Origin of the sequence: Parasphingomonas caseinilytica (assembly GCF_036663755.1) — a bacterium.
Lineage (GTDB): Bacteria > Pseudomonadota > Alphaproteobacteria > Sphingomonadales > Sphingomonadaceae > Sphingomonas.
Genome location: NZ_JAXOJL010000001.1, coordinates 844,430 through 859,830, shown reverse-complemented (window position 1 = coordinate 859,830; position 15,401 = coordinate 844,430). Strand labels below are relative to the sequence as shown.

Sequence of the window (15,401 nt, the reverse complement as noted above, 5' to 3'; positions counted from 1 at the left end):
GGGTTCGCTTAATCTTCGTTCGTGCTGAGCTTGTCGAAGCACGTGCCACGAACACGCGCTTGCGCTCTGGACACGCCCTTCGACAGGCTCAGGGCGAACGGGGGGAGGGGGCGCTTAAAGCGAAAGGCGCCAGTCCCAGCCGAGCGGGTCGCCGTCCATCACTTCCACGCCAAGTGTTGTAAGCTCGTCACGGATTGCATCGGAACGGGCGAAGTCCTTAGCTGCACGCGCTTCGCGGCGTTCGGCAATACGGGCTTCGATTTCGGCTTCCGTGATAGTGGCGGTGGTCGGTCGGATGCGAAGATCGGTTCGGGATATGCTGTCGAGCTTGAGCCCCAGCACATGATCCATCCTCAAAACACAGGCTAGCTTCTTGGAAGCTGCAACATTTGGCAAACCGACCGCCAAGTCGAGAGATGTCAAGGCGAGTGCTGTATTCAGATCGTCAAGGACGGATGTGTCGAAGACGTTGAGGATATCGCCGGGAATTTCTCCATTGCCCTTTGTCGGTTCGATATCAGGGGATTGGCGTAGTTTCTCAACTGCCATTACTAGCCGCTTGAGCCGGGTCAAAGCAGCAGAAAGGTTCTCGTAGCTGAACTCCAGCTCACTCTGATAATGCGCCTGCAAGCACATCATCCGAAACGCTAGCGGATGAAACCCCGCATCTACCAACGTCTGCAACGTCGTGAACCCACCCCCCGATTTACTCATCTTTCCGGAGCGTTCGACCAGAAAGTTGTTGTGCATCCAGAACGTCGCGCCGGTATCCGCGCAGCCGCAATGCGCTTGGTTCTGGGCGATTTCGTTAGGGTGGTGAATCTCGCGATGGTCGATGCCGCCAGTGTGAATGTCGAAATTCGCCCCCAGATATTTCTGGCTCATCACCGAGCATTCGAGGTGCCAGCCCGGCGCGCCGCGGCCCCAGGGGGAATCCCATTCCATCTGGCGGTTCTCGCCTGGTTCGCTCTTGCGCCAGATCGCGAAATCCTGCGGGTGGCGCTTGCCGGCAACGGGATCGATCCGGCCCTCGCGATCGTCCTCGCGCGTGCCGGCGAGGCGGCCGTAATTGGGCACCGTCGTCGTGTCGAAATACAGCCCGCTATCCAGTTCATAGCAATTCGCGCCGATCTTCACGCCGAAGTCGATCATCTCCTGAATGTGATCGGTGGCGAGCGGAAAGCGACTCGGCTCGCGGATGTTGAGATCCTTCAGATTCTGTTTGAAGGCCGAGGTGTAATGCGCCGCGATATCCCAGATGCTCATCGCTTGGGCGCGGGCGGCCGCCTCCATCTTGTCGTCGCCGGCATCCGCGTCGGACGTCAGATGGCCGACATCGGTGATGTTGATGATGTGGGTGAGATTATAGCCTTTCCACGTCAGCACCCGGCTCAACGTGTCGGTGAAGACATAAGCGCGCAGATTGCCGATATGGGCGTAATTGTAGACCGTCGGCCCGCACGAATAGACGCGCACGTTCTCGGGATCGAGCGGCGTGAAAGTCTCCAGGCGGCGACTGAGGCTGTTGTAGAGCGTAAGCGGGGTAGCGGTCATGCGGGCAGCCATAGCGGGCTGCGACCGTGCTGCAAACGCTGCACGGTCGCAGCCCGACCTGCCATCCCCCCGGACGGCAGATAGGTGCGCCGGCGAATGTGTCGCCGGGGCGAGAAGGGGCCCCGGCCGGAGGGGGCATCCGGCCGGGGCGACACGACGCAGGGGGATACGCCGTGCCAACCGTGAAACACTTGGGCCTTACCGGGCGATGCCGATCAATGCCGTGCCGGTATATCCGGCGCTGGGCGATCCCGTTACCACCGGGGTCTGCTGCGTGATCTGCGCGGCCGTATTGTCGCCGAACACATTGTCCGAAGCGATCGAGACGCGGGCGAGGTTGGTAGCGCTGGACGGATAGGTTGCGGTGTCGGCGTACACTGCGGAGGACGCCGCGCTCGGCATCGCCAATTGCGACGTCAGTACCGAAAAGCGCCCGCCGGTCGCTGCGGACAGCGACGAGAATATCTCGAAATGCATGTGCGGATATCGCCCGTCATAGCAACCGGGATAGATCGTCGTGAACGTCACCTGCCCGTTGGCGTCGGTCACCTGCACACCGCGCAGATAGCTTTCGGCCGCCGCGGTGTAGAGTGAGTAATTGCCCGACCGGTCGCAATGCCAGAGGTACACCGCATAGCCGGAGAGCGGTGCGCAGGTGGCATTTACGTTGACCACGGTGAGCGTGATGACGAGTTTCACGCCAGCCGCGACCGTCGTGGAACTGATGAAGCTGGGTCGGATATCGCTGCGCACGATACCACTTACGGTCAGAGCGTTGCTGGTCGATCCGCTGGCGGTATTGGTGCCGTCTGCGGGGTATGGCCCGGCTGTCTCGGTCGGATCGACGATGCACGCACTGGTCGTCGATGTGGCGGTCGCGGTGGGCGTTGGGGTCGGCGTGGCGGTGGGCGTCGGTGTGGACGTGCCGGCGGCGACGACCGTGGTGGTGGAACCCGAGCCGGACCCGCCGCAGCCCGCGACCAAGGCGGCGGTGCCGGCCCCGGCGAACCATTTCAGCGCGCGGCGGCGTTCGACCATCGCGCTCATCACTTGGAGATCATGCGCCAGGCCGCGATCATGGTCTTCGTCGTGATGGTCGTGGTCGAGGTCGTGCATTCGGCTACCCTTGGCTGTTGTCGAAGCCATAGTTAGGCAGCGGACGTCACCGCGATATGTCGCTGCGTGACGGGCGTGTTACTGAATGTTTCAGCGGTCGATCGGCAGGCTTACGGTGACGCAGCCGCCCGTCTGTCCGCCGTCGCTATTGCCGAGCGTCACCGTGCCGCGATGCGTTTCGGCGATCGAGCGGACGATAGCGAGGCCCAGGCCGGTGCCACCGGTGGCGCGGTTGCGCGACGGATCGCCGCGCACGAACGGCTCGAACAGCGATTCGGCCTGTGCCGGATCGAAGCCGGGGCCGTCATCCTCGATAAACACCTCGATCATCTCGTCGACGATCCACCAGGATACGGCGGCACGATCGCCATAGCGCAGCGCATTGTCGACCAGATTTGCGAACAGCCGCCGCAACGCGCCCGGATCGCCGCGCACGATCGCTCGGGCACCGGGCTTCAACGATACCGCCGCCCCGGTTGCCGTCATATCCTCGATCAGGCTGTCGAGCAGGCTGCCGAGATCGACGCGCTGCCGATCGGTACCGCTGGCGCCGTCCCGGGCGAAGCGCAGCGCGTCGGCGATCATCGCGCGCATCTCGTCGATATCGGCATTGGCGCGCCCGCGTGCGTCGTCGGGCAATTGCTCGACGCGAAAAGCGAGACGGGAAAGCGGCGTGCCCAGATCGTGCGCGATCGCGGCCAGCATCGTCGTGCGGCCTTCGGCATGTTGCGCGAGGCGGCGGTGCATGGCGGATACGGATCGGGTCAGGTCGCGCACCTCGCGCGATCCGCCTTCGGGCAGATCCGATAACGGCACACCGACCCGCGCCATCGCCGCACTGTCGGCAAGCTTGCGCAGGGGCCGCGAAATCGCGCGCGCTACCCACCATGCCAATATGCCGAGCACCAGCAGGGCGAAGCAGAGCGTTTGCAGCGTCAACATATGCCAGCTAGTCAACAGGCTTGGGCGCGTCGCATCGACGATACGCCAGCGGCCTTCGGGAAGACGGAGCGCTGCGGTGAACTTGCCCCGCACTTCGGCCGGATCACTCTGTGGGAACATCGTGAACAGGCGAATGTCGGCCGGATCATGTTTCAGCATCTTGGCCAGCAACGCGGTGCTGGCGGCCGGGCGTTCATCGTCTGGGTGATCGGGCTCCGGTGCCGAGTCCGCGACTTTGACGACGGTCCTAATATCCAGCGGGGGCAGGTCCGCGCCGGTGCGCAGGGCATCGGCGATCGCCGCCAGCGGCAACGGCGCCGGCCGGGGCGGGGGGCCGCGAAACGTGACGGTGAACAGCACCAGAGCGATGGCAACGACCGATGCGATCACCAGGAGGAAGATCGGCACGGCAATCGAATGAGCGCGATCAGTGCGCGACATCGGACACGAACATATAGCCTTCGTTGCGCACCGTGCGAATCAGATCCTCATGTCCCTCGCGCGTCAGCTTGCGTCGCAGCCGGCTGACCTGCACATCGATCGCACGATCGAAATGTTCGGCATTGGCCCCGCGCGACAGATCGAGCAGCTGATCGCGGCTGAGCACCCGGCGGGGATGTTCGACCAACGCCAGCAGCAGGCGGAATTCGCCGTCCGACAGGTTGATGACGATGTCGTCGGGATCGATCAGTTCGCGTCCGATCGGATCCAGTCGCCAGCCGGCGAAACGCACCCAGCCTCTCGTCGGCGGGCCGGACGGGATAGTGGGCGTATTGGTTTGTCCGCGGCGTAGCACCGATCGGACGCGCGCGAGCAATTCGCGCGGATTGGCCGGCTTGGCGAGATAATCGTCGGCACCCATCTCGAGGCCGACGATCTTGTCGACCTCCTGCCCGATCACCGACACGATGATGACGGCAGGTGCGGTGGCGCGATCGAGCGAGCGCAGGATGCTCAGGCCGTCCTCACCCGGCATCATGACGTCTAGAACGACGAGAGCGTAGCTGGCGCGCGCCATCGCCGCGCGCATCTCCACCCCGTCGGCTGCTGTGTCGACGATGTAGCCGTGGCCGGACAGGAACGCGGCGGTCAGCTCGCGAATGCCGGGATCGTCATCGACGATCAGCAAGCGGGTTTCTAGATCCATGTCGGCGACTGCATGAAGCAGCGGAGCGGCATGAAGCAGAGGGGCGGTATGAAGCATGGGTCGGACATTGCCGGATAACGTATCCGCCACATTGCACCGCTGCAATGAATGGCATTTAGGCCGCAGGTGTGGCGTCGCTGCAACAGCCGCTTGGTGCCGTTTCGCCTTGAAACGCCGAACGGTCGCTGCTAGGGCGCTCGCCTTCACGGCGCGGACTGATGTCTGCGACGACTATCAGCTATTTCGATTCGGAGCGTCTACACAACATGCAAATCATTGTTCGCGACAACAACGTCGATCAGGCGCTGCGCGCTCTCAAGAAGAAGCTGCAGCGCGAAGGTGTGTATCGCGAGATGAAGCTGCGCCGGCATTACGAGAAGCCGTCGGAAAAGCGTGCGCGCGAACGCGCCGCCGCCGTCCGTCGCGCCCGTAAGCTGGAGCGCAAGCGCTTGGAGCGCGACGGCGCTCGGTAAGATTGCCTGAAACCCCCGGTGGCCGATGGGCCGCCGGGGGTTCGGTATTTCCGACTATTTGATTCTACCCGGCGGCGCGCCGTCGATGCGAAGGCTGCCCACCGATGTCGACCGTCACCGCCGTTCCGTTGCAGCCAACCAAGCGCGGCGTGATCGTCGCCATCTGGATTGGCGTGATCGCCGCGATCGGCGCGGCATTCCTGCTCGCCGCTGCCGCGCCGGGCGATCCGGTCACGGATTTCCTCGCCAAGAACAAGCGCCACAAGGGCGTGGTCGAGACGGCGTCCGGCCTGCAATATCAGATCATTGCGCCAGGCGCCGGCCCGCACCCGACCGACACCGACGTCACGTTGGTGAATTACGAGGGCAAGCTGCCAGACGGCACCACCTTCGACAAGTCGCAACAGCCGACGCCGATGCCGGTGACGGGCGTCGTTCCCGGCTTCTCCGAAGCGCTGAAGCTGATGGGCAAGGGTGCCAAGTACCGCTTCTGGATCAAGCCGTCGCTCGGTTATGGTGGTCCGCGGCCCGAAGGCGCGCCGCCGATGGACGCGCAGATGGAGAAGCTTTCCAAGAACGTGCTGATGTTCGACGTCGAACTGATCGAATTCCTGCCGATGGAAACCGTTCGCCGCATGCAGATGCAGCAGCAGATGATGCAGCAGCAGATGATGCAGCAGCAACAGGGTGGCGCACCTAGCGGCATGCCGGGTGCCGAAGGTCCGCCTCCGGGCGCCGTTCCGGGCCGGTAAATCAGCCGGCCACGTGCCGGCCGATTATCGCGACCCTGTCTCGTTCTCCGCACTTCCAAAGGGATCGCGCTGCTTTTAGGGAATGTGGCGGGGCGTATCTTTTCGGGGTGAAAGCGACATGAGTTTCAAGCCATTGCGCAAGGCGGTGTTTCCGGTCGGGGGGCTGGGGACGCGATTCTTGCCGGCGACCAAGGCGATGCCGAAGGAGATGCTGCCGGTGGTCGACCGGCCGTTGATCCAGTGCGCGGTGGACGAAGCGCTGGAGGCGGGGATCGAGCAGATGATCTTCGTCACCGGACGCGGAAAATCCGCGATCGAAGACCATTTCGACATCGCCTACGAACTCGAGGCGACGATGTCCGGGCGCGGCAAATCGCTCGAGATACTGGAGCGCACGCGGCTGAAGCCGGGCGCGGTCGCCTATGTGCGCCAGCAGGAGCCGATGGGCCTCGGCCATGCCGTATGGTGCGCACGCGACATCGTCGGCGACGAGCCGTTCGCGGTGTTGCTGGCGGACGATTTCATGGTCGGCAAGCCAGGCTGCCTCAAGCAGATGGTCGAGGCGTATAACAAGGTCGGCGGCAACCTGATCTGCGCGCAGGAAGTGCCGGAGGATCAGACGCATATGTACGGCGTGATCACGCCCGGCACGCGCGACGGATCGTTGACCGAGGTCAAGGGCCTGGTCGAGAAGCCCGCGCCCGGCACAGCGCCGTCGAACCTTTCGGTGATCGGACGCTACATCCTCCAGCCCGAGGTGATGCGCGTGCTGGAAACGCAGGAAAAGGGTGCGGGCGGCGAGATCCAGCTGACCGACGCGATGGCCAAGATGATCGGCGACCAGCCGTTCCACGGCGTCACGTTCGACGGCCGCCGCTACGATTGTGGCGACAAAGCGGGATACGTGCAGGCGAATCTGGCGATCGCGCTGGGTCGTGCGGACATCGGCGAAGCGGTCCGGGCGTTTGCGGTCGATCTGCTGCGCTGATTGCCGGGCCACGCTCGGGTCATTGGGTCAGGAAACCAGGCGTTCAGGGCTTGTTGGGAACGTGCTTCTTTCGAATGTTATAGTTCTTTGCATCCTCGGCGAAAGCCGGAGGACAATTGAGGCGCAGAAGTGATCTGGCGCGGCGCGTCCTAGTCACTACCCTCCTGGCTGGATTCCGGCCTTCGCTCGGGAAGCGAATAATGTTGGAAGGCTAGACCCACCGACGTTCGGCATGACGATCCCTTGGGTTCTGCATCCATGTAAAATTGGCCGTTGATCCATGCCGAATAGAGGCGAGTGCTGGTAGCGGAATATTGCGTCGTGTCTTGGTCGCATTTCTTTGCTGTTGCGCAACAGTCCGAAGTCCCGCAAGTCTAACTTCTTCATGGTTAATGAGATCGGGGGCGGTCATAGCGGGAATTGCGGCCAAGGCATTGTATCTCGCTTCGCCGCTGGCGTTTGCCGCGCAGCCGGCGGTCGCAAAGTCCGGAATGCTTTCCACCCCGATCGCCGCGACGCCTGCCGCTGAAGCAGGGGCGATCCGGCCATATGTCATCGTGGATGGTCCTCCGCTCGTGCGGATTGAGGGCGGCAAATCCCTGGGGGCGGCGATCAGCGAGGAGGTACGGCAGCGCATCGTCGAGCGGCCGGACGAGGGAGATGTGCCGTCGTCCACCGGGGCGATCCGGCTGACCGATTTCACGATTGCCGACGATGAAGACGCCGCCGGATCCGGCGATGTGATGGATGCGGTGATCGCCGCGCATGCGGAGCGGATCTCCGTGCTGAAGCAGCGGATGGACGCGCTGCGTGCCGAAGGTGGCGATTCGGATCTCGTCGCGGATTTGCGGATTCGGCTGCACCGGGCGGAAGCTGCCCGCCGACTGGCGGTTGCGCGGGCGAACGTCGACAAGCTGGCGGCGGCGCGTTGCGGGGGTGATGCCGATGCAGAGTGCCGGTCGGGTTTGGAAATCGTGGCGCTGGATAAGGTCAAGGTCCCCGTTGCCAGCAGGCCTTCGATCGTTTCGCGCCGGATGCTGGCATTAAAGCCGCCAGCCGTCCTTCCCGGTGCTTCCCCGCGTTTGCGGCGGTCTGTCGTGAAGACGGCGAAGGTAGGCGGCGGGGTCGGAGCGCGCCATCCCCTGACGTTCGCCGCCAGGTCGAAGACACGGGTGTCGGTGCGCGCCGCCGGCGAAAGCTTCCGATCCTCGCGGATTGTGATCGACCTGCATGTCGCGCAACGCAATCCTTTCGCGACTCGATTGGCCCATGCGCGCCGGTCGCTGGCCGTAGCGCGGAAGCTGCTCGAAGCGCATGCCGACCATGTGCCCCGGTCGGCCGTCAAACCGATCTTGCAGACGGTGGGGCTGTGGCGCTGGCCGGGAAGCGAGCAATGGTCGCTGACGAGCACCCGGTCGCGGGCGGCCTGACGCCGGAGTCGTTTAGAACGCCACCGCGAAGCGCAGCGCGCCGCCGCGATCGTCGGGCAGGGCGACGTAATTGCCGGGGTCGCGCCGCCAGAACAGATTGGTCTGCAAAGTGCCGCCTAACATGCCGAAGCTGTAGCGCGCCTCGAAATTCAGTTCACGGCCAGTTGGTGCAAGATTGAGGCGTTGCGTCAGCCAAGCATCGGGAGTGCCGGTGGCGTAATCGTAATTGGTCGGCAGGCGCAGGTCGAGACCGCCGCGAGATACACGCAATGGCTGGGCGACGCGCAGGCCGAAACTGTCGCCCCGCGCGAACAGGCCGTCCTTGCCGAGATCGGCGGCAAAGGCATCGGTGCGGATCAGGCCGGATCCGGACAGGCCGCCGCGCACATCGGCACTCGTCCAGCCTTGCCGCATTGATCCGCCGAGATACCAGCCGCCGCCGGCCTCCAGCCGCGCGACGGCATCGACGAACCAGCTGGTCGCGCGCGTCGCGCCGAAGGCGTTGCCGAAATGCGCGCCGAGCACAGTATCGCGTTCGCCAAGCCGCGAGAAGGAGAGGCCGGTGGCGAGCGCGCCGTCCTGCCGATCCAACGACACAGCGGTACGATCATAGCCAGACCGGCGATAATTTGCGCGCCGGGTGGCGAGCGCGCCGGCATCGCCCGGGTTGAGCACCTCGCCGCTTTCCATCGACGCGGTCATGCCCCATGCCCCGAAGCGGTTGCGCAGCGCCGCAGACCCCTTGGTACGGCTGTCGAAACCCTGATCGGACAGCGGTTCGCGCGCGACGAGGAAGGCCGGGTCGCGGCGCCCCACCAGTTGCGCGGCGAGCGTGGAACTACCTTGCGCAAAACCCATCGCGAACTGCGCGCTGCTGCCCAGGCGCTGCGTGACGATCCCGGCGATGGCGCGCGCGCGTTGACCATCGCCGGGCGAGAGCATCAGGCGTTCCACCGAAACGCCGCCATTTGGGGTCGAGGCCAAGGTGACCTGAACCGCCATCCCATTGATCGACGAGGCGATGTTGCGCGTGCTCGACTGCAGCGAATTCAGGAAATTGCGCGCGATGCCGACGCGGTTGATCGTGTGGGCGAGATCGATCGCGAAGGCGCGGCTGTATCCGTCTAGAATGACCGTGCCGAGTGCGCCTTGCGCCGCATCGCCCATCGGCGCGGAGAGGGTGGCGTTGCTGGTCAGCGAAATGGCACCCGTGCCGCCAGCGACCGATGTTGTGCCGAGCGGCTGGAAGGCGCGGGTGAGATCGAGGATGCCGCGACCATAGGTGCTATCGACGCCCGCCGTTCCGGCATCGCGGGCGGAGGAGTACAGGATGCTGACGATCTGGCTGCTGGTGAGATTGGGGAACGCCTGGGCCAGCAGGGCGACGGCACCGGAAATCTGCGGCGCGGACAGGGACGTGCCGCGCCACAGGCAGACATTAACGTTCTCGCATGGTGCGCGGACACTTTCGCCGACGGCCGCGAGATAATAATTGGCGAAGTTGCCCGCGAGGTTGCTGAACGACGAGATCGTGTTGCTGGTGCCGACCGAACCGGCGATGATCACCAGCCCGCGCGAGACGGCGGTGTTGCTGGCGATCTGCGCGAACAGGTCCGGATCGGCGGCGGCGTCGTTGCCGGCCGATATCACGATGATGACGCCCGCCGCCGTCGCGCGGTTGATCGCGGAAACCACGCTCGAATTGGGCGACGATCCGCCCAGCGACAGGTTGATGACGCGGGCGCCGCCCGTCGTCGCGGCATCTATGCCGCGCGCGATGGCGCTGTCGGCGAACGAACACCCGTCCGTCGCCGCGCAGGTGCCCGGCGTGTCGGTGCGCAGTACGATCAGGCTCGCGTTGAACGCCACGCCCTGCGCGTTAACGTTGACGCCCGTGCCGGCGATCGTGAAGGCGACGGCGGTGCCGTGGCCGGATTCGTCGTCCGTGCCGGTGCCGCCGGCGACATTGGTCGATGCGGTTGAAATCCGCCCGGCGAATTCCGGGCTGCCGGCATCGATGCCGCTATCGATGATGCCGACCCTGATCCCCGCACCGGTGGCATTGGCCTGATAGGCGGCCAGCGCGTTCATCGACACCGCGCCGACCGTCGCGCGATATTTCGCGGTGTCGTAGTTGGTTGGGGTTGGCGTTGGTGTCGGCGCGGGCGTTGGAGTGGGCGTCGGAGTGGGCGTCGGAGTTGGAGTTGGAGTTGGAGTTGGAGTGGGTGTCGGAGTTGGCGTCGGAGTTGGCGTCGGAGCGGGTGTCGGTGTCGGAGTTGGGGTAGGCGTTGGGGCGGGGGCTGGTGTCGGAGTAGGTGTGGGCGTTGGAGCGGGGGCCGGTGTCGGAGTAGGTGTGGGCGTTGGAGCGGGGGCCGGTGTCGGAGTAGGTGTGGGTGTCGGAGCGGGCGTCGGCGTAGGCGTCGGCACTGGAGCGGGCGACGCGGTCGGCGTTGGGATGCTGTTCACGCCGGTGCCACTGCCGCCGCAGCCGGCCAGCATCAGGCACGCCGCCAGTGCCGATGTCGGCGACAGGCCGATTCGCGAAAAACGAACGGCATCCATGCGTTGCGCGAGACTCGTCGCCATCGTTTAAAACCCGCCCCGTTCGAAAGCGCGACCCGTTTGCCGGGCCGGTGGAACGACGTGCATCAGGCGCCGACCAACCTCCTGCACGATCATATCATAGGTGTTCGATGTTACAATTGGTCGGGCCGCCTGAAATGGCGTTAAACGACGAGTCGTAGGGGTTCCGGTTTGGCCGGCGCGCGCGGCTGATCGGGCCAGATTCCGCGCGTATCGTAGACAAGCTTTGCGGCGCGTTCGTCGACCGGCACCGATTTGAACACGTCGTGATCGACCAGTACGATCATGATGCCACAGGTTTCGATCGCGGTGTCGATATCGGTGAGCGTCGCGCCCGTGCCGTCAAAGTCGTCCGGCAGCGTCTCGGCATAGGGTTCGACCACGCGGATGCGGCTGCCGAAGCGTTTGGCGAGGTCGCTTGCCACCTTGAGCGCGGGGCTTTCGCGGAAATCGTCGATGTTCGCTTTGAACGCCAGGCCAAGACAGGCGACCGGCAGATGCGGGTTGGCGGCGATCAGTTCGGCGGCGCGATCGACGGTGTAATCGCATTTGGCATCGTTCACCTCGCGCGCGGTGCGGATCAGCGGCGTGTTCTCGCGATCGGCATGGACGAGGAACCACGGATCGACCGCGATGCAATGCCCGCCGACGCCGGGGCCGGGCGACAGGATGTTCACGCGCGGGTGGCGGTTCGCCAGGCGAATCACTTCCCAGACATCGACTTCCATCGTGTCCGCGACGCGCGACAATTCGTTGGCGAAGGCGATGTTGACGTCGCGGAACGCGTTTTCGGTGAGCTTGGTCATCTCCGCCGCGCGGCTGGTGGTAGTCACGCAGGCTCCGCGTACGAAGCGCTTGTAGAAGGCGAGCGCCTTGCGCGCGCAGCGCGGGGTGATGCCGCCGATGACGCGATCGTTGTCGATCAGTTCCACCAAGATGCGGCCGGGCAGCACGCGCTCCGGGCAATAAGCGATGGCGATGTCCGGGCTTTCGAGCGTGCGGCCGGGGACCTTCAGGTCCGGGCGCAGTTCGGCTAGCAGATCGCGCACCTTCTCCGTCGTGCCGACGGGCGAGGTGGATTCGAGGATCACCGTGTCGCCGGCCTTCAAAACGGTGGCGATGGTGGTGGCGGCGCGCAGGACGTAACCGATGTTCGGCGCGTGATCCTCGGCAAAGGGGGTCGGCACGGCGATGACGAACACGTCTGCGGCTGCGATCTGCATCGATGCGCGCAGATTGCCGCGCGCGACGACGCCCGAGACGAGGCCGTCGAGATCGACCTCCTCGATATGCACCTTCCCCGAATTGACCGTATCGACCACCGATTGCGTGACGTCCACGCCCAGCACCTTGGCACCGGTGCGGGCGATCACGGCGGCGGTGGGCAGCCCGATATAGCCCAGCCCGACGACGACGACGTTCAGTTCAGAATCCGAAACCATCGGCAATCACCCCTGCGATCTTTTCAGACGCATGGCCGTCGCCGAACGGATTGTGGGCGCGGGCCATGGCCGAGTACGCGCCCTTGTCGTCCAGGAGGGTTGATATTTCGGAAACGATCCGGGCGGAATCGGTGCCGATCAGCTTCGCGGTGCCGGCGGTGACGCCTTCGGGGCGCTCGGTCGTCTCGCGCATGACCAGAACCGGCTTGCCCAAAGCGGGAGCTTCCTCCTGCACGCCGCCCGAATCGGTGAGGGCGATTTCGCACAGGCCGAGCGCGCGGACGAAGTGCGGGTAATCGAGCGGATCGACACGGGCGACGTTGTCGCGGGTGCCGAGCATCTCGTCCATCACCGATACGACGTTGGGATTGGGATGGACCGGGAACAGGATCGCGGTGTCGGGGCGATCGGCGATCTGCTGGATCGCGCGGGCGATGTTGGCCATGCCGTCGCCGAAATTTTCGCGCCGATGCGTGGTGACGAGGATGATGCGCTTGTCGGCGAAGCGCGCCGCGATATCGTCCAGGCCCGAGGCGAGGCCGGGATCGGCGGCGAGCTTGGCTTGGGTAGCGTAAAGCGCATCGATCACGGTATTGCCGGTGACGTAGATCGTGGCGGGGTCGATATTCTCCCGGCGCAGCGCCTCTGCGGAGGTTTCGGTAGGGGCGAAATGCTGGTCGGCGATCGGCGCGACGATGCGGCGATTCACCTCTTCCGGCCAGGGCTGGTAGATGTTGCCGGAGCGTAAGCCCGCCTCGACATGGCTGACGGAAATCTTACGATAATAAGCGGTGAGCGCGCCGACCATCGCGGTAGCGGTGTCGCCCTGCACGATGACGCGATCGGGTTGCTCGGCGTCCATCACCTCGCCCAGGCTGGTGAGCAGGCGCGCAGTGAGGCGGTCGAGGCTCTGGCCCGGCTCCATGATGTCCAGATCGATATCGGGCACGAGCCCGGCGATGCTCAGCACCTGATCGAGCAGCCCGCGATGCTGCGCGGTGACGCAGGTGCGCATGTCGAGCCCGGGCACGGCCTTCAGCGCGGCGACGACGGGAAACAGCTTGATCGCCTCCGGGCGGGTGCCGAAGACGACGAGGATTTTGCGAGACGTGGGAGCGGTCATGCTGCGGTGGATAACGGCAAGGGCTTAAGGGCGCGCTAACCCCCACGCAGGCCCGTCATCCTGACGAAGGTCAGGATCTATCGCGCCGCACGGACGATCGCCAACGAGGCACGGTGAATCCTGACCTTCGTCAGGATGACGGTGCGGATGGGATGGACGGAGTGCCGCAAGAACACCCCGGATCCTTCGGCAGCGTGATCGTGCGGAAGCGAAACGCCAGCGCGTCGATCAGCAACAGTTTCCCCGCACTATAGTCGCCGAACGGGGTGATCGCGCGGATCGCCTCCAGCGCGGCCAGGCTGCCCAAAACGCCGGTCATCGCGCCCAGGACGCCCTGATCGGCGCAACTGGCGTCGGCCCGTTCGGGATCGGCGCCGACGAAGCAGCGGTAGCAGGGCTTGTCCGCTTCCCAGCCGCGGAAGACACCGAGTTGCCCCTCGAACTGGCCGACCGCCGCCGAGACGAGCGGGATGCGCGCGGCCAAGGCGGCATCGGCGACGGCAAGGCGGGTAGCGAAATTGTCGCAGCCGTCCAGCACCACATCGGCCCCGGCGATCAGCCCGGCGGCGTTTTCGGCGTCGATCCGCACGGCGTGCATCTCGACCTCGACATAAGGGTTGAGCCGCGAGACGGCGATGGCGGCGGCGGCGACCTTGGGCTGGCCGAGATCGTCGGTGCCGAAGATCGTCTGGCGTTGCAGGTTCGACAGATCGACCGCATCGTCGTCGATCAGGATCAGCCGGCCGACGCCGGCTGCGGCGAGATACTGGATCGCCGGACTGCCGATGCCGCCCGCGCCGATCACGACGACGCTCGCCGCCTTCAGCCGCGTCTGCCCCGCGCCGCCGATATCCTGCAATACGATATGGCGGGCATAGCGTTCGAGTTCGTTGCTGGAGAGGATCATCCCTGCCAGTCGAACACGATGGTCGCGCGATACCATTGATCGCCCGCGCCGCCGCCGCTGCGCAGGTTCGCGCGGGCGAAGCTGAGTACGAGGCCGGCGCTATATTGTTCGACCGTCGGGCAGTGGATCGCGCGCGGCACGGTGCGGCGGACCGTGCCGTCCGTACCGACCAAAGCAGCGATATCGACCTTGACGACGTAATGACCGTCCGAAGGCTTCGCGATCGGGCAGCGCCCGGCGGCGATTTCGGCCGCGACGAAGTTCGACAGCGATTTCGCCACTTCGGGCGGCCGGACATAGGGCATCGGTGCCAGCCCCGACCAGTCGGTCGGCACGACGACCGGCGGCGGCACCGGCACCTGCGCGGCGGCCTGCAGCAGGAACAGAATTTCCTTCATCATCGGCCTGTGGACCCGAACCCTCCGCTTCCGCGCGCAGTATCGTCCAGCGTTGCCACCTCGTCCAGCACGGCGCGTTGCACCGGGGCCGGAACGAGTTGGGCGATCCGGTCGCCGCGGGCGATCTCGAAAGGGTATTGCCCGAGATTGGCCAGGATCACCTTCACCTCGCCGCGATAATCGCTGTCGATCGTGCCCGGCGTGTTGAGGCAGGTGATCCCATGCTTCAGCGCGAGGCCGGAGCGCGGGCGGACCTGCACTTCATAGCCCGGCGGAATCGCGATGGCGAAGCCGGTGGCGACCGCCGCGCGCGCGCCGGGCGCAAGCGTCAGAGCCTCCGCCGCCACGACGTCCATGCCCGCTGCGCCATCGGTGGCATAGACCGGCAGGGGCAGGCCAGCGCCATGCGGAAGGCGTTTGACGGCGATGGCAATATCGGCGGAGAATTTCGGGTTCATAAAACTCGCTTTAAAGGTTCGCTCGACGGTGGCGAAGAAGATTGTTCTTTCGGCCTGTAAGGTCTCGTATCGTTCCGTAACGTGAATG

Annotated in this window: 14 protein-coding genes; 4 read left to right on the top strand and 10 right to left on the bottom strand. The window is 65.0% G+C overall.

What is annotated here, in order from left to right; genetic code table 11:
• Positions 1-114 precede the first annotated feature (114 nt).
• From cysS to U1738_RS04080, 4 genes are all read right to left on the bottom strand, one after another.
• Positions 115-1,566 carry a cysteine--tRNA ligase gene (gene cysS / locus U1738_RS04095; RefSeq protein WP_443026983.1) on the bottom strand — a complete coding sequence of 484 codons (1,452 nt, stop codon included), beginning with the start codon at positions 1,564-1,566 and terminating at the stop codon, positions 115-117.
• Between the two features lie 186 nt (positions 1,567-1,752).
• The gene (locus U1738_RS04090; protein ID WP_332787735.1) at positions 1,753-2,670 is read right to left on the bottom strand and encodes a dioxygenase family protein; all 918 of its coding nucleotides are present in this window, start codon (positions 2,668-2,670) and stop codon (positions 1,753-1,755) included.
• Positions 2,671-2,760: 90 nt separating this feature from the next.
• On the bottom strand, positions 2,761-4,020 hold the full coding sequence (locus tag U1738_RS04085; RefSeq protein WP_332787734.1) for an ATP-binding protein: 1,260 nt from the start codon (positions 4,018-4,020) through the stop codon (positions 2,761-2,763).
• A gap of 19 nt (positions 4,021-4,039) precedes the next feature.
• A complete protein-coding gene (locus U1738_RS04080) occupies positions 4,040-4,759 on the bottom strand; it encodes a response regulator (RefSeq protein ID WP_332787733.1) in 720 nt (239 codons plus the stop codon).
• A 266-nt stretch (positions 4,760-5,025) separates the two neighbouring features.
• On the opposite strand from U1738_RS04080, the gene rpsU reads away from it, so the two are divergent.
• From rpsU to U1738_RS04060, 4 genes are all read left to right on the top strand, one after another.
• The gene (gene rpsU / locus U1738_RS04075) at positions 5,026-5,232 is read left to right on the top strand and encodes a 30S ribosomal protein S21 (protein ID WP_034160206.1); all 207 of its coding nucleotides are present in this window, start codon (positions 5,026-5,028) and stop codon (positions 5,230-5,232) included.
• Between the two features lie 104 nt (positions 5,233-5,336).
• Positions 5,337-5,984 carry an FKBP-type peptidyl-prolyl cis-trans isomerase gene (locus U1738_RS04070; protein ID WP_332787732.1) on the top strand — a complete coding sequence of 216 codons (648 nt, stop codon included), beginning with the start codon at positions 5,337-5,339 and terminating at the stop codon, positions 5,982-5,984.
• A gap of 118 nt (positions 5,985-6,102) precedes the next feature.
• Positions 6,103-6,972, top strand: coding sequence for a UTP--glucose-1-phosphate uridylyltransferase GalU (galU, locus tag U1738_RS04065; RefSeq protein ID WP_332787731.1), 870 nt, complete (start codon positions 6,103-6,105; stop codon positions 6,970-6,972).
• Between the two features lie 326 nt (positions 6,973-7,298).
• Complete coding sequence (locus U1738_RS04060) at positions 7,299-8,402, top strand: hypothetical protein (RefSeq protein ID WP_332787730.1); 1,104 nt, start codon at positions 7,299-7,301, stop codon at positions 8,400-8,402.
• Between the two features lie 12 nt (positions 8,403-8,414).
• On the opposite strand, the gene U1738_RS04055 is transcribed toward U1738_RS04060, so the two are convergent.
• The 6 genes from U1738_RS04055 to dut form a co-directional block, all read right to left on the bottom strand.
• Positions 8,415-10,493 (bottom strand): S8 family peptidase, encoded by a 2,079-nt coding sequence (locus tag U1738_RS04055; protein WP_332787729.1) that lies wholly within the window; start codon positions 10,491-10,493, stop codon positions 8,415-8,417.
• Positions 10,494-11,128: 635 nt separating this feature from the next.
• Positions 11,129-12,427 (bottom strand): UDP-N-acetyl-D-mannosamine dehydrogenase, encoded by a 1,299-nt coding sequence (wecC, locus tag U1738_RS04050; RefSeq protein WP_332787728.1) that lies wholly within the window; start codon positions 12,425-12,427, stop codon positions 11,129-11,131.
• Entirely contained in the window at positions 12,411-13,550 is a 1,140-nt protein-coding gene (gene wecB / locus U1738_RS04045) for a non-hydrolyzing UDP-N-acetylglucosamine 2-epimerase (RefSeq protein ID WP_332787727.1), read from the bottom strand. The genes wecC and wecB overlap by 17 nt, the downstream gene beginning before the upstream one ends.
• 130 nt (positions 13,551-13,680) lie before the next feature.
• Entirely contained in the window at positions 13,681-14,457 is a 777-nt protein-coding gene (locus U1738_RS04040; protein WP_332787726.1) for a HesA/MoeB/ThiF family protein, read from the bottom strand.
• Positions 14,454-14,858, bottom strand: a complete 405-nt coding sequence (locus U1738_RS04035) for a hypothetical protein (RefSeq protein WP_332787725.1) — start codon at positions 14,856-14,858, stop codon at positions 14,454-14,456. The genes U1738_RS04040 and U1738_RS04035 overlap by 4 nt, the downstream gene beginning before the upstream one ends.
• Positions 14,855-15,313 carry a dUTP diphosphatase gene (gene dut, locus U1738_RS04030; RefSeq protein ID WP_332787724.1) on the bottom strand — a complete coding sequence of 153 codons (459 nt, stop codon included), beginning with the start codon at positions 15,311-15,313 and terminating at the stop codon, positions 14,855-14,857. The genes U1738_RS04035 and dut overlap by 4 nt, the downstream gene beginning before the upstream one ends.
• Positions 15,314-15,401 lie beyond the last annotated feature (88 nt).